The sequence below is a fragment of the Micromonospora sp. NPDC051300 genome (assembly GCF_044455315.1).
GTDB lineage: Bacteria > Actinomycetota > Actinomycetes > Mycobacteriales > Micromonosporaceae > Micromonospora > Micromonospora robiginosa.
Window position 1 is genome coordinate 35,188 of record NZ_JBITEP010000022.1, and the last position, 13,596, is coordinate 48,783.

Here is a 13,596-nt window from a genome sequence, read left to right on the forward strand (position 1 = left end):
ACGGCGGCTCGCCGGAGGCCAGCGCCTAACAGTAAGGATTGTTGACTATTTAGCTGCGCGGTGTGACCATGTCAGCACCCGCCGGTCGTGGCGGGTCCGTGGGGGAGACGGGGGTACGACAGGGTGAGCGCGAGGACCGAGCGGATCGTCGGATCGACCGGAGACCTGGCGGCACTCGCCGCCGCCGTCCTGCAACCCGGGTTCGTCGGCACCACACCGCCACCGTGGGTCTGCCGCTGGCTCGGCGAAGGGCTCGGGTCGGTCGTCCTCTTCGCCCGCAACGTCGTCGACCACGAGCAGGTCGCCACGCTCACCGCGAACCTGCGGGCGGAACGGCCGGACGTGATCGTGGCGATCGACGAGGAGGCCGGCGACGTCACCCGGATCGAGTCCGCCCGGGGCAGCTCCCGGCCCGGCAACTTCGCCCTCGGCGCGGTGGACGACCCGGCGTTGACCGAGGAGGTCGCCCGCGACCTGGGCGCCGAGCTGGCCGCGGTCGGCATCACCCTCGACTACGCGCCGGACGCCGACGTCAACTCCAACCCGGCCAATCCGGTGATCGGGGTGCGCTCGTTCGGCGCCGACCCCGACCTGGTCGCCCGGCACACCGCCGCCTGGGTACGCGGGCTGCAGGCAGGCGGCGTGGCCGCCTGCGCCAAGCACTTCCCCGGGCACGGCGACACCCGCGTCGACTCCCACCACGACCTGCCCCGCATCGGCGCCGACCGGGCCCGTCTCGACGAGGTCGAGCTGGCCCCGTTCCGGGCCGCGATCGCCGCCGGGACGCAGGCGGTGATGACCGGGCACCTGCTGGTGCCGGCGCTCGACCCGGAGCTGCCCGCCACGCTCAGCCCGCGCATCCTGGGCGGGCTGCTCCGCGAGGAGCTGGGCTTCGGCGGCGCGGTGGTGACCGACGCGGTGGAGATGCGCGCGGTGTCCGACAGGTACGGCTTCGCCGGGGCGGCGGTGCGCGCGCTCGCCGCCGGCGCCGACGCCATCTGCGTGGGCGGGGAACGGGCCACCGAGGCCGACGCCCGCGAGCTGCGCGACGCGATCGTCGCCGCCGTGGTGAACGGGGAGCTGCCCGAGGAACGGCTGGCCGAGGCGGCCAAGCGGGTCGGTCAGCTCGCCGCGTGGAGCGTCGCCGCCCGGGCCGACCGGGGCGCCGGCCCGGTCGCGCCGGACGGGTCACCGATCGGGTTGGCCGCCGCCCGCCGCGCGGTCCGGGTCACCGGTGACGCCGCGCTGCTGCCGCTGACCGGGCCGGCGCACGTGGTGGAGTTCGCGCCGCCGCGCAACATCGCCATCGGCGAGGAGACGCCGTGGGGGATCGCCGCGCCCCTGACCCACCTGGCGCCCGGCACCACGACCGCCCGGTACGCCGCCGACGCGGTCCCGGCCGATCCGGCGACCGGCCCGGCCGACCGGCCGTTGGTGCTTGTCGTGCGCGACCTGCACCGGCACGGGTGGATGCGGGACGCGGTGTCCCGGGCCCTCGCCGCCCGCCCGGACGCGGTGGTGGTCGAGCTGGGCGTGCCCGAGCTGGCCGCCGGCCGGGTGCACCTGGCCACCCACGGCGCCACCGCCGCGGCGGCCCGCGCCGCCGCCGAGCTGCTGGCCGGCGCCCGCTGAGACTCCCGGTCCGGCCGGGTGGGGAGGTCCCCCGGTCGGACCGGGCCTCAGGGCGCGTCGACCACGAGGTCGGCGTAGTCCGGGTGGCGTTCGATGAACGCGGCCATGAACGGGCACCGGGGGACCACCCGGCCGCCCCGGGCTCGGACCTGGTCCAGCGTGCCCCGGATCAGCGCGCCGCCCACCCCCTGCCCCTGGTAGCGGTCGTCGACCTCGGTGTGCGTGAAGACGAGCACCTCGCCGCGCGGCAGGTAGGCGGTGAAACCGGCAAGCGCGTCGTCGACCAGGATCTCGAAGCGGTGCTTCGCGGCGTTCTCCTCGACCAGGGCGTTCATCGGTCCATCGTCCCCCGGTCGCCGGCCAGCCGGTCCAGTTCGGCCAGCAGCCGGTCCACCTCGTCGACCGTGTTGTAGTGGTAGACGCTCGCCCGGACCGCCCCACCGGAGTCGCGCAGCCCCATCGCCTCGAAGTACTCGGAGGCGTAGTAGTCGCCGGAGGAGAGGCAGAACCCGGCCTCGCCCAGCGCCGCCGCGGTCTCCGCCGGAGCGCGGCCGGACACCCGGAACGACACCGTCGGGCAGCGCCGGGCCGGCGAGCCGAGGACCGTGACGAAGGGCCGGGAGGCCAGCCCGGCGAGCAGCCGGTCGAAGACGGTCTCCTCGTGCGCCTGCGCGGCGGCCAGACCGGCGCGTACCCGTTCCCGGCGGTCGCCGGTCGCGGCCGGGTCCAGCGCGGCCAGGTGGTCCACCGCGGCGGTCACGCCGGCCAGCAGCGGGAAGCTCGGGGTGCCGTACTCGAAGCGGTCCGGCACCGTGTCGGCGGACGGCAGCAGCTTCGCCGGGCGCAGCGTCGCCCACCACGCCGGGTCGGCCACCATCGCCGCCAGGTGCGGCCCCGACCACTTGTAGGCGCTGGTGACCAGCACGTCCGCGCCCAGCGAGGCCAGGTCGGTCGGGCCGTGCGGCACCGAGTGCACCCCGTCCACGCAGACCAGCGCGCCGGCGGCGTGCGCGGTCTTGGCGATCGTCGCCACGTCCGGCACGGTGCCGATCGCGTTGCTGCCGGCGGTCACCGCCACCAGTCGGGTGCGCCCGGTGACCAGCTCGGCGTACTGGCCGGCGGGCAGCTCGCCGGTGGCCCGGTCGAACTCGGCCCAGCGCACCGTCGCCCCGGCCGCCTCGGCGGCCTGCACCCAGGGGCGGACGTTGGCGTCGTGGTCCAGCCGGGACACCACCACCTCGTCGCCGGGCCGCCAGCTCGCGCCCAGCGTCCGGGCCAGCGTGTAGGTCAGCGCGGTGGCGCTCGGGCCGAGCACCACACCCGACGGGTCCGCGCCGAGCAGGTCGGCGACCGCGGCCCGGGCGCCGGCCACCAGCTCCAGCGCGCGCCGGCCGGGGGCGAAGGCGGTGCTGCGGTTGCCGGTGGCGGCGCGCATCGCGTCGGTCACCGCCTCGATCACCCCGGCGGCGGTCTGGGTGCCGCCGGCGCCGTCGAAGTGGACGAACCCCTCGCCCAGCGCGGGGTATTCACCCCGCACCCGGACCACGTCGAAAGCCATTCCCGCACCCTAGCGCGCAAGGAAGGGCCCCTTATTAACGCCTCCGGTCGAGAAGGGTCCCCCTCTCACCACCCCGTCCCGGCGCGCACGCCGCCCGGGAGCGTGGCCGGTGGGCGGTACCGTTGGGGAGGTGACGAACCGACGCGCCACCCTCGCCCCGATCCCCGCCCGCCGCGCCGCCGGGCTGCTCGCCGGTCTCGCCCTCGGCGCCGCGCTGCTCGCCGGTTGCAGCTCCAACGGCGCCGACACCGACTGCGGCCTGGACGCCTGCACCATCACCTTCGACCGCGGCGTGGACGCCAGCGCCACCATCCTCGGCATCGAGGCCAAGCTCATCGGCACCCAGGACGACCAGGTCACCGTCGAGGTGGCCGGGGAGCAGCTCTCGCTCACCACCGGGCAGCAGGCCACCGAGGTCGGCGGCTTCCAGGTCAGCCTGGACAGCGTCACCGACCAGAACGTCGTGCTGCGGGTGGCCCGCAACCCCAACAGCTAATCCGATTCGGCCCAGGTGGCGGCGGTCGGCGACGTTTGGAAAACCGCACGTCGGGAGATTGAGGGCGCATGTCTGTCACCCGAAACGCCGGAGCCGCCGCCACCCAGGCCAAGAACAGCCGGTGGCTCGAACTGTTGACCCGCGCCGGTTTCATCGGCTATGGAATCGTGCACCTCCTCTTCGGCTGGCTGGCGCTGCAGATCGCCTTCGGCAACTCCGGGGAGGAGGGCAACCAGAACGGCGCCCTGCGCACCCTCGGTGAGCAGCCGCTCGGCAAGTTCGTCCTGGTCGTGATCGCGATCGGGCTCTTCGCGATGGCCATCTGGCAGGCCTCCGAGGCGCTCGTCGGCCACCAGTCGAAGACCGGCAAGGAGCGGATCTTCGAGCGCATCGCCTCGGTCGTGCGGGTGATCATCTTCGTCTGGCTGGGCTGGACCGCGATCAAGGTCGTCCAGGACGCCAGCTCCAACTCCTCGAACCAGCAGCAGCAGCTCACCGAGAAGCTGATGGCCTCCGACGGCGGCCGGTGGCTGGTCGGGCTGGCCGGGCTGGTGCTCGCCGCGGTCGGCATCGGCATGGTGATCTACGGCCTGAAGAAGAAGTTCGAGCGCAACCTCAAGACCGGCGAGATGAACCCGAAGACGCACAAGCTGGTCCGTCGCCTCGGCATGGCCGGGTACGCCGCCCGGGGCGCGGTCTTCGCCATCGCCGGCCTGCTCATCGTGGTCGCCGCCGTGAAGTACGACCCGGAGAAGGCGCGTGGTCTCGACGCCGCGTTGCGGACGCTGCGCGACCAGGCGTACGGGCCGTGGCTGCTGGCGCTCATGGCGCTCGGCATCGCCGCGTTCGGCGTCTACTGCTTCTTCCAGTCCCGGTTCCGCAAGGTCTGAGCCTGGTCGATATCCGGTCCGCCGGGCACCATTGGGCCTTTGCCCGATTCCCGGCCGGGCCGGAGGGAGAGAGCACGTGCAGAGCTATCTGGTGACCGTCGCCGCCGCGCTTGCCGCGGCGGCGGTCGCGTTGGTGCTGGTCGCGGTGGTGCACCGGGTGACCCGTCGGCTCGGCCGCAGGTCGCTGCTGATGACCGAGCTGACCGAGCACGCGCACCGCGCGTTCCAGGTCGCCGTGACGGTGATCGCCGTGCAGCTCGCGGTCCGGTTCACCACGCTCTACGCGGTGGGCAGCCCGTGGCGGCAGTTCGTCCTGCACACGCTCGGGCTGGTGATGATCGCGGCGATCGCCTGGCTGGTGGCCGCCCTGCTGGTGGTGGCGGAGGACACCGCGTTGGCCCGGTTCCGGGTGGACGTGCCGAACAACCGGCACGCCCGCCGGGTGCGGACCCAGGTGGTGCTGCTGCGCCGGCTGACCATCGCGGTGATCGTGATCCTCGCCGTCGGCGTGATGCTGATGACCTTCCCGGCGGTGCGCGGCATCGGCGCCGGCGTGCTCACCTCCGCCGGTGTGGTGGCCGCGGTCGCCGCGCTCGCCGCGCAGAGCCTGCTCGGCAATGTCTTCGCCGGCCTCCAGCTCGCCTTCAGCGACGCGGTCCGCCTGGACGACGTGGTGGTGGTCGAGGGGGAGTGGGGCCGGATCGAGGAGCTGACGCTCAGCTACGTGGTGGTGCAGGTCTGGGACGACCGTCGGCTGATCCTGCCCACCTCGTACTTCACCAGCAAGCCGTTCCAGAACTGGACCCGCACCGAGGCGGCGGTGCTCGGCACCGCCGAGTTCGACCTGGACTGGGCCGTCCCGGTGCAGGCCATGCGGGAGGAGCTGCGCCGGCTGTGCGAGGGCACCGAGCTGTGGGACGGCCGGGTCTGCGTACTCCAGGTGACCGACGCCACCGGCGGCATGGTCAAGGTGCGGGCGTTGGTCAGCGCCGCCGACGCCGGCAGCCTCTGGGACCTGCGCTGCCTGGTCCGCGAGCACCTGGTGACCTGGGTACGCGACCACCGCCCGACCGCCCTGCCCCGGCTGCGCACCGAGGTCGGCGACGCCACCGGCCCGCTGCCGTGGCAGTCGATGCAGCCGCGCCGCCCGGTCCGCCGCGCGGCCGACACCGAGGCCCCGGACGACGCGCGGGTCTTCGGCGGCAGCGACGACGGCGACGCCCGCAGCGAGGTGTTCGTGGGCCGGGAGGACCACGCCGAGGCGCGGCGCTGACCCGTGTACCCCCGATCGGGACCCCCGGCCGCCCGCGGCGCCGGGGGTTCCGCGCGTCCGGCGACCGGCGCGGCGGTCGTCCCCGGCCGGGACGGTACGCGAAGGGTCGGGCCGACTGGGTTTGATCGGCCCGTTCCGGGGGACCTGCTGCCCATGCCCCGGATTCCGGCCGGTCGACGCCGGGCTCCGGTGGCGCGCGGCCGGGCCGACCGGCCGCTCCGCGCAGGATTGACGGGCGGCGACTCCGGGCATACAGCGCGGTGATGATGAAAGGAGGACAGCATGGCTGACGTCGCGAGTCGCAGCGCGTCCCGGACCGGGAGCGAGCCGTCCACCGCGGAACTGGTGCAGCGGGCCACCGAACAGGTCACCCGGCTGGTGCGGGACGAACTGGCCCTGGCCCGGGCGGAGCTGACCCAGAAGGGCAAGCACGCCGGGATCGGAATCGGTCTGTTCGGCGGCGGCGGGGTGATGGTGCTCTACGGCGCCGGCGCGCTTGTCGCCACCGTGATCCTGCTGCTGGCGCTGGTCATGCCGGCGTGGCTGGCCGCCCTGATCGTGGCGGTGGCGTTGTTCCTGCTCGCCGGCATCCTGGCGCTCGTGGGCAAGAAGCAGGTCAGCCGTGCCGTCCCGCCGGTGCCGGAGGCGGCGGTGCGCAGCGTCCGGGCGGACGTCGACACGGTCACCGCCGCGGTCAAGGACGGGAGGCGGGCATGACCGGCAACGGGACCGGGGACGTGGCGGCGCTCCGGGAGGAGATCCGCCGGACCCGGGTGGAACTCGGTGAGACGATGGAGCTTCTGGCGGCCCGGGCCGACCCGAAGGCGCTGGTGCGGCACTCCGCCGAGCAGGCCAAGGCGCGGGTGCGCGAGCAGGCGGCCACGACCGTGGCCCGGGTCCGTACCCGGGCGGCCGAGCGGGCCCGGCTGGTCCGGGCCCAGGCGGTGTACGAGCCGGGCACCCTCGCGCGGGGCCCGTTGCCGTGGGCGGCGGTCGCGGCCGGCGCGGTGGTGACCGTGGTGGTGCTGTTGGTGGTTCGAGGGAGGCGCAGGTGAGCGGCAGGATCGGCAAGGCGGCGTACAAGCCGGTGGGGGTGCTGCTCGGCCTCGCCGCCGGCGCGGTCGCCGGCATGGTCTTCCGGCAGGTCTGGAAGTTGGCGGCGGGCGACGACGACGCGCCGAGCGCCACCGACGAGGACCGCCGCTGGGGCGAGGTGCTCGCCGCCGCGGCCCTGCAGGGGGCGATCTTCTCGGCGGTGCGGGCGGCCGTGGACCGCGGTGGCGCGGTCGGCGTGCGTCGGCTGACCGGGCACTGGCCCGACTGATCCGACACCCGGACGGACCCCTTTCCCGCGACCTGGGGAAGGGGTCTTTCGCACGGCTCTGTCGGCACGCCCGTCGATCATCGGGCGACCTTCAGGTCACATGTCGGAGAATTTCGTCCGGTAGGCTGTGCGAAGTTTTTGCGTACGTGGTTTGCTTTCTCACGCTGTTGCGAGACGCGTGGGTTGAGAGACGTTCCCTGCACGGGGGGCCACCTCAGGCGCCGCTGCTCGAAAACGGCCAATCGGCCGCACGGCGTGCTCGGCCGCCAGTTTTAGAAGGAGTTGCACATGGCGCAGGGAACCGTGAAGTGGTTCAACGCTGACAAGGGCTTCGGCTTCATCACCGTCGACGGCGGGGGTGCTGACGTGTTCGTCCACTTCTCGGCCATCCAGACCAGCGGCTACCGCTCGCTGGAGGAGAACCAGCGGGTGGAGTTCGAGATCGCCCAGGGTCAGAAGGGTCCGCAGGCCGAGCAGGTCCGCCCCATCTGAGCTGACAGGGCGCCGGCCGGGCGGGCCGGCGCGACGAAGCCCCGCATCCCGCACGGGAGGCGGGGCTTCTCCACGCCCGGCGCGCCTCAGCGGCGGCGGGCCCGCATGCCGAACCAGAGCGCGACGAGTCCGATCAGGACGACGACCGGGCCGGCCGCCGCCCAGAGCCGCTCGTCGGTCAGCGCGCTGCCCTCGACGTAGCCGAGGCCCAGCACGGTCCAGAGCGCGCCCAGCACCACGGCCAGCAGCCCCACGGTGAGCCGGAGCCAACCCCTCATCGCGTCCCCTCCGCCGACGTCCACTCCGGTCCAGCATGCCCGCCGGTGTCCGGCGTCGGTGGCGCCGCGCCGCCGGGTCGGGCCGAACCGGTCACCACCTGTCGTGCACCTGCGGCCGGATCAGCTCGTCGTAGGTGGCCCGCACCGAGGCCAGCTCCACATCGGTCAGGGGCGGCTGGCCGGCCGCCTCGGCGTTGCGCCGGGCCTGCTCGGCCGAGCGGGCGCCGGGAATCACCACGGTCACGCCGGGCTGGTCGAGGATCCACCGCAGCGCGAACTGCGCCATGGTGCGGTCGTCGCCGACCAGCGGCGCGAGCCGGCGTACCGCGGCCAGGCCGAGGTCGTAGTCGACGCCGGAGAACGTCTCGCCCACGTCGAACGACTCGCCGTGGCGGTTGAACGTGCGGTGGTCGTCCGCCGGGAACGTGGTGTGCTCGTCGTAGCGGCCGGAGAGCAGGCCGCTGGCCAGCGGGACCCGGGCGACGACACCGACCCCGGCCGCCGCCGCGGCGGGCAGCACCCGCTCCAGCGGCTTGTGCCGGACCGCGTTGAGGATGATCTGGACGCTTGCCACCCCGGGCCGGGCGATGGCGGTGAGCGCCTGGTCGCAGGTCTCCACGCTGACGCCGTACCCGGCGACGCGCTTCTCGGCGACAAGCGTGTCCAGGGCGTCGAAGACCCGGTCGTCGGCGAAGACCGCGGTGGGCGGGCAGTGCAACTGCACCAGGTCGAGCGTGTCGACGCCGAGGTTGGCCCGGGACCGGTCGGTCCAGGCCCGGAAGTTCTCCAGGGTGTACGCCTCCGGCGTCTGCGGCACCCGGCGACCCATCTTGGTGGCCACGGTCAGCCCGTGCGCCGGCCGGGAGCGCAGGAACCGCCCGATGAGCTGCTCGCTGCGGCCGTCGCCGTAGACGTCCGCGGTGTCCAGGAAGGTGACGCCGGCGTCCACCGCGGCGGTGAGCACGTCGAGCGCCGCGTCCTCGCTGACCTCGCCCCAGTCGGCGCCGAGCTGCCAGGCGCCGAGTCCGATGATGCCGACGTGCCGGCCGAGCCGGTCGAAGTTGCGCTGTTCCATCCGGTTCAGCCTAGTGAGCGGGTTGCCGTCGCGCCCGTCGGGCCGTACGGTCTTTACAAAACGTACGTACGGTTTGGAGAATGCCATGTGGGACCCCCGCACCTACCTGCGCTACCACGACGAGCGGTCCCGGCCCTTCCACGACCTGCTCACCCGGGTCGGCGCGGACCGTCCCCGCGCGGTGGTCGACCTCGGCTGCGGGCCCGGCACGCTCACCGCCACCCTCGCCGAGCGCTGGCCCGGCAGCCGGGTCACCGGCCTGGACTCCTCGCCCGAGATGATCGCGCGGGCCGGCGAGCTGCCCGCCCCGGTCGACTTCGCGGTCGCCGACGTCCGCGACTGGCGGCCCCGGCCGGAGGTGGACGTGCTGGTCGCCAACGCGGTGCTCCAGTGGGTGCCGGAGCACCGTGAACTGCTCACCCGTTGGGCCGCCGAGCTGCCGCGCGGGGCGTGGCTGGCGTTCCAGGTGCCGGGCAACTTCGCCGCCCCGTCGCACCGGGCGCTGCGCGAGGTCGCCGGGCGGGACCGGTGGCACGACCGCCTCGCCGGGCTGCTGCGCGAGGCCCCGGTCGACGAGCCGGTCGACTACGCCGCGCTGCTGACCGGCGCGAACTGCGCGGTGGACGCCTGGGAGACTACCTACGTGCACCTGCTGCCGGCCGCCGGAGCGGACCACCCGGTGCTGGCCTGGATGGAGGGCACGGCCCTGCGCCCGGTCCGCGCCGCGCTGGCCGCCGCCGACTGGGCCGACTTCCGGGCCGAGCTGGGGGTCCGCCTCGCCGAGGCGTACCCGGTGCGGCAGGGTCAGGTGTACTTCCCGTTCCGCCGGATCTTCGTGGTGGCCCGCACGGGCGCCCGCGCAGAGGAGAACTCGTGACCGACCTGCCCACCTTCATCGCCGGACTGCCCAAGGTGGAGCTGCACGTGCACCACGTCGGCTCCGCCTCCCCCCGGATCGTCGCCGAGCTGGCCGCCCGGCACGAGGGGCGCAGCCCGGTCCCGGCCGACCCGGCGGCGCTCGCCGACTACTTCGCGTTCCGCGACTTCGCCCACTTCATCGACGTCTACCTGAGCGTGGTGGACCTGATCCGGGACGCCGACGACGTCTGGCTGCTCACCCACGAGGTGGCCCGGGAACTGGCCCGCCAGCAGGTCCGCTACGCCGAGCTGACCGTCACCCCCTACTCGCACGTGCACCGGGGCATCCCCGCCCCGGCGTTCTGCGAGGCCATCGAGGACGCCCGCAAGCGGGCCGAGGCCGACTTCGGCATCGCGCTGCGCTGGTGCTTCGACATCCCCGGCGAGGCCGGCCTGCCGGCCGCCGAGCAGACCCTGCGGATCGCGCTCGACCAGCGGCCGGACGGGCTGATCAGCTTCGGGCTCGGCGGTCCCGAGATCGGGGTGCCCCGGCCCCAGTTCAAGCCCTACTTCGACCAGGCCCGCGCGGCCGGTCTGCGCTCGGTGCCGCACGCCGGCGAGACCACCGGCCCGGAGACGATCTGGGACGCGCTGAACGAGCTGGGCGCCGAGCGGATCGGCCACGGCATCTCCGCCGCGCTCGACCCGACGCTGCTGGCCCACCTGGCGGAGCGCCGGATCCCGTTGGAGGTGTGCCCCACCTCCAACGTGCGGACCCGCGCGGTGGCCAGCCTCGACGAGCACCCGCTGCCGCAACTGATCGAGGCGGGCGTGCCGGTCAGCATCAACTCCGACGACCCGCCGATGTTCGGCACCACGCTCAACGACGAGTACGCGGTCGCGGCCCGACTGCTCGGCATCGGCCCGGAGGGCGTCGCCGCGCTGGCCCGTGACGCGGTGGCCGCCGCGTTCCTGGCCCCGGCCGAGGCGGCCCGGATCAGCGTCGAGATCGACGCGTACCTGGCGACGTGCTGACCGGGCATGCCCTCGCTACGCTCGGTGCGTTCGCGCATGCCGTGGCGCGCTGAGCGGTCGCACCGGCGCCGGCCGGCGGGACAGCCGGGGCGGCCGGCGCCGGGTGGCCAGGAGTACGCCGAGCACGGCCGGCGCGAGCGCCGCGACGGCGAGACCGGGCATGGCGGGGGCGGCCCGGCCCGGACCGTGCGCGAGCACCGGGTCCTGCCAGGCGGCAAGCGTGAGGGCGATGCCGAGGCCGATCACGGCGGCCCAGCGGAGCAGCCGGCTGACGGTCGGCGTCATGACCGTGACCTCCACCGGCTCGGCTGACGAGAGCGGCGCGCGACGGGAGCGAGGTGTGGGGGGACCGGACTCCCGCCGCGCGCACGGATCCGCCGGCCGGAAGGTGTAACGGGGCGTCCCGGCCGACGGAACTGATGGGTTCTGGCAGAGATCCTGGCATTTCGCGGCCCGCCGGTGGCCGTCGTTAAAACACTCCTAAGGAGAACTTGCGCCGCCCCACAACCACGGGTCAGCGCGGTCGCGGCCAGCGCCGCCCGGCGCGCGGCTCGCGGGCGTCCCGGGCCATCCGCCCGACCAGCCCGAACCGGTTGACCTGTCGGGGCGCCGCGTCCGGGTCGGCCAGCAGCATCACCACGCTGGCCCCGCCCAGACGCGCCCGGTCGAGGCTCACCGAACCGTTCGCCTGCAACGCGACCCGCTTGGCGATGTCCAGCCCGAGCCCGGTCGAGCCCTGGTCGCTCTCGCCCCGGCGCAACGCCCGGTCCGGGTTGGCGATGCCCGGCCCGGCGTCGTCGATCCGGATCGCCACCCAACCGTCGCGGCGGCTCACCGCCACCTCGAACGCGGTGCCCTGCGGGGTGTAGCGGAAGACGTTGCCGATCACCGCGTCCAGCGCGGCGGCCAGCTCGGCCCGGGGCACCGGCGCCGGGATGCGCAACTGCGCCCCGACCACCCGGTGCTGCCGGTTCTGGTCGCCGGCCAACGCCGACCAGAAGACCATCCGGTCCCGCACCACCTCGCTGACGTCGCAGGACGCCGGCGCCGTCTCCTGGCTGACCGCCTTGCGGGTGGTCTTGATGAGCTGGTCGACCTCGCCCTCCAGCGTCACGATGGCCTGCCGGATCCGCCGGATGCCACGCCGCCGGTCCAGCTCCGCCTCGCTGAACGTGCCGATGCTGGTGTCGTCGGACTCCAGCGCCTCCGCGTCCAGCCGCAGCGCGGTCAGCGGGGTGCGCAGCCGGTGCGACAGGTCGGCAACCAACTCGTGCTCGTCGGCGCGGAGCGTCACCAGCCGCTCCGCCATCCGGTTGAACGCGTGCCCGGCCTCGGCCAGCTCCCGCGGCCCGGCCGGCTCGACGCGTACCCCCAGCTCGCCGTCGCCCACCGCGAGCGCCGCCTTGACCAGGTCGCCGGTGGCGTCCACGGCCCGGGCCGCCACCCGGTCCACCACGATCACCGCCGCGCCGACCAGGGCCAGCGCCACCGCGAGCAGCAGCAGCCAGCGGCCGCCGGCACCGGCGTCGAGCACCTCGTCGGGTACGAAGACCTCCACCACGGCCACCCGGTCGCCGAGCACCACCGGGTCCAGCCGCAGCACGCCGCCGTCCACCTCGGTCACCACCGAGCGCCGCTGGGCGGTGGCGTCGGCCAGCGCTGCCGGGTCGGCGCGCCCGGCCGACTCGTCGGCGCCGATGCCGTGGACGACCGGGCGCAGCGCCGGGTCGTCACCGCTGGCCGCCACCGCCCGCTTGACCACCTCGGCGTCGGTGCTGACCGCCAGCGCGCCGGTGACCAGCGCGCCGCGCCGGGCGGCGTCGGCCAGCTTCTCCTCGCGGGACTGGTCGGACAGGGTGATGCCGAGCGGGATGAGGAAGGCGAGCGCGACCAGGCTGCACATGCCGGCGGTGAGCCAGGCCAGCGCCGGCCTCAGTCCGGCGCCACCAGCCGGAAGCCGACCCCCCGCACGGTGCGCAGGTAGCGGGGCTTCGCCGCGGACTCGCCCATTTTGCGGCGGAGCCAGTACAGGTGAACGTCGATGGTCTGGTCCTCGCCGACCGATGGCTGCCGCCATACCTCCTCCAAGAGTTCCCGCCGGGACACTACCCGGCCGGGACGAGCGGCGAGATACGCCAGCAGGTCGAATTCCTTGCGGGTCAGGGCCAGTGACTCCCCGTCCAGCACCGCGCTGCGCTCGCCCACGTCCACCCGCAGACCGCCGACCGTGTGCACGGCCGGTTGCACGGTACGGCTCGCCCGGCCGGCCCGGCGCAGCACGGTGGTGATCCGGGCGTCCAGGTGCGCGCCGGTGAACGGCTTGACCATGTAGTCGTCCGCGCCGGCCCGCAGCAGCCGCACCACCGACTGCTCGTCGTCGCGGGCGGTGGCGATGATGATCGGCACGTCGGTGATGCCCCGCAGCATGCGCAGCGCGTCCGAGCCGTCCAGGTCCGGCAGCCCCAGGTCGAGCACCACCAGGTCGGGTGTCTCCGCGGCGACCCGGCGCAACGCGTCCAACGCGGTGCCGACGGCGTGCACCGCGTGCCCTCGGTCGGTCAGCGACCGCAGCATCGCGCCACGCACCACGTGGTCGTCTTCGACCAGCAGGACGGTTGCCACGTCAGCACCGTACTCGGCGTGGCAAGTCGATCGCGTTGCGACGGTCCGGGGAACCGGGCAAGC

General features: G+C 74.3%; 17 protein-coding genes. 10 read left to right on the top strand and 7 right to left on the bottom strand.

Annotated elements, in window-relative coordinates:
• Nucleotides 1–144 precede the first annotated feature (144 nt).
• The gene (locus tag ACIA5A_RS22580) at nucleotides 145–1,632 is read left to right on the top strand and encodes a glycoside hydrolase family 3 protein (RefSeq protein WP_396765812.1); all 1,488 of its coding nucleotides are present in this window, start codon (nucleotides 145–147) and stop codon (nucleotides 1,630–1,632) included.
• A 47-nt stretch (nucleotides 1,633–1,679) separates the two neighbouring features.
• Here ACIA5A_RS22580 and ACIA5A_RS22585 read toward each other — a convergent pair whose 3' ends face one another.
• A complete protein-coding gene (locus ACIA5A_RS22585; RefSeq protein ID WP_181567702.1) occupies nucleotides 1,680–1,967 on the bottom strand; it encodes a GNAT family N-acetyltransferase in 288 nt (95 codons plus the stop codon).
• A complete protein-coding gene (locus tag ACIA5A_RS22590; RefSeq protein ID WP_396765606.1) occupies nucleotides 1,964–3,190 on the bottom strand; it encodes a cysteine desulfurase-like protein in 1,227 nt (408 codons plus the stop codon). Before ACIA5A_RS22590 ends, ACIA5A_RS22585 begins: the two co-directional genes overlap by 4 nt.
• Nucleotides 3,191–3,320: 130 nt before the next feature.
• Between ACIA5A_RS22590 and ACIA5A_RS22595 the strand changes: the two genes are divergently transcribed.
• From ACIA5A_RS22595 to ACIA5A_RS22625, 7 genes are all read left to right on the top strand, one after another.
• On the top strand, nucleotides 3,321–3,686 hold the full coding sequence (locus ACIA5A_RS22595) for a hypothetical protein (RefSeq protein ID WP_396765609.1): 366 nt from the start codon (nucleotides 3,321–3,323) through the stop codon (nucleotides 3,684–3,686).
• 68 nt (nucleotides 3,687–3,754) lie between these two features.
• Entirely contained in the window at nucleotides 3,755–4,576 is an 822-nt protein-coding gene (locus ACIA5A_RS22600; protein ID WP_396765612.1) for a DUF1206 domain-containing protein, read from the top strand.
• Between the two features lie 76 nt (nucleotides 4,577–4,652).
• Nucleotides 4,653–5,849, top strand: a complete 1,197-nt coding sequence (locus tag ACIA5A_RS22605; protein ID WP_396765615.1) for a mechanosensitive ion channel family protein — start codon at nucleotides 4,653–4,655, stop codon at nucleotides 5,847–5,849.
• A gap of 282 nt (nucleotides 5,850–6,131) precedes the next feature.
• A complete protein-coding gene (locus ACIA5A_RS22610) occupies nucleotides 6,132–6,566 on the top strand; it encodes a phage holin family protein (protein WP_396765618.1) in 435 nt (144 codons plus the stop codon).
• Nucleotides 6,563–6,904 carry a DUF3618 domain-containing protein gene (locus ACIA5A_RS22615; RefSeq protein WP_396765621.1) on the top strand — a complete coding sequence of 114 codons (342 nt, stop codon included), beginning with the start codon at nucleotides 6,563–6,565 and terminating at the stop codon, nucleotides 6,902–6,904. The genes ACIA5A_RS22610 and ACIA5A_RS22615 overlap by 4 nt, the downstream gene beginning before the upstream one ends.
• Nucleotides 6,901–7,173, top strand: a complete 273-nt coding sequence (locus tag ACIA5A_RS22620; RefSeq protein ID WP_181567708.1) for a DUF4235 domain-containing protein — start codon at nucleotides 6,901–6,903, stop codon at nucleotides 7,171–7,173. The genes ACIA5A_RS22615 and ACIA5A_RS22620 overlap by 4 nt, the downstream gene beginning before the upstream one ends.
• A 288-nt stretch (nucleotides 7,174–7,461) precedes the next feature.
• Nucleotides 7,462–7,665, top strand: a complete 204-nt coding sequence (locus tag ACIA5A_RS22625; RefSeq protein ID WP_030338233.1) for a cold-shock protein — start codon at nucleotides 7,462–7,464, stop codon at nucleotides 7,663–7,665.
• Between the two features lie 86 nt (nucleotides 7,666–7,751).
• Here ACIA5A_RS22625 and ACIA5A_RS22630 read toward each other — a convergent pair whose 3' ends face one another.
• Nucleotides 7,752–7,943, bottom strand: coding sequence for a hypothetical protein (locus ACIA5A_RS22630; protein ID WP_396765624.1), 192 nt, complete (start codon nucleotides 7,941–7,943; stop codon nucleotides 7,752–7,754).
• 91 nt (nucleotides 7,944–8,034) lie between these two features.
• Entirely contained in the window at nucleotides 8,035–9,018 is a 984-nt protein-coding gene (locus ACIA5A_RS22635) for an aldo/keto reductase (protein WP_396765627.1), read from the bottom strand.
• 85 nt (nucleotides 9,019–9,103) lie between these two features.
• Here ACIA5A_RS22635 and ACIA5A_RS22640 point away from each other — a divergent pair, with 85 nt between their 5' ends.
• On the top strand, nucleotides 9,104–9,895 hold the full coding sequence (locus ACIA5A_RS22640; RefSeq protein WP_396765630.1) for a trans-aconitate 2-methyltransferase: 792 nt from the start codon (nucleotides 9,104–9,106) through the stop codon (nucleotides 9,893–9,895).
• Nucleotides 9,892–10,911, top strand: a complete 1,020-nt coding sequence (locus ACIA5A_RS22645) for an adenosine deaminase (RefSeq protein ID WP_396765633.1) — start codon at nucleotides 9,892–9,894, stop codon at nucleotides 10,909–10,911. Before ACIA5A_RS22640 ends, ACIA5A_RS22645 begins: the two co-directional genes overlap by 4 nt.
• 15 nt (nucleotides 10,912–10,926) lie before the next feature.
• On the opposite strand, the gene ACIA5A_RS22650 is transcribed toward ACIA5A_RS22645, so the two are convergent.
• The 3 genes from ACIA5A_RS22650 to ACIA5A_RS22660 form a co-directional block, all read right to left on the bottom strand.
• Complete coding sequence (locus ACIA5A_RS22650) at nucleotides 10,927–11,196, bottom strand: hypothetical protein (protein WP_396765636.1); 270 nt, start codon at nucleotides 11,194–11,196, stop codon at nucleotides 10,927–10,929.
• 229 nt (nucleotides 11,197–11,425) lie between these two features.
• Nucleotides 11,426–12,814: an ATP-binding protein gene (locus tag ACIA5A_RS22655; RefSeq protein WP_396765638.1), complete on the bottom strand. Its 1,389-nt coding sequence runs from the start codon at nucleotides 12,812–12,814 to the stop codon at nucleotides 11,426–11,428.
• A 29-nt stretch (nucleotides 12,815–12,843) separates the two neighbouring features.
• Nucleotides 12,844–13,533: a response regulator transcription factor gene (locus ACIA5A_RS22660; RefSeq protein WP_018784999.1), complete on the bottom strand. Its 690-nt coding sequence runs from the start codon at nucleotides 13,531–13,533 to the stop codon at nucleotides 12,844–12,846.
• Nucleotides 13,534–13,596 lie beyond the last annotated feature (63 nt).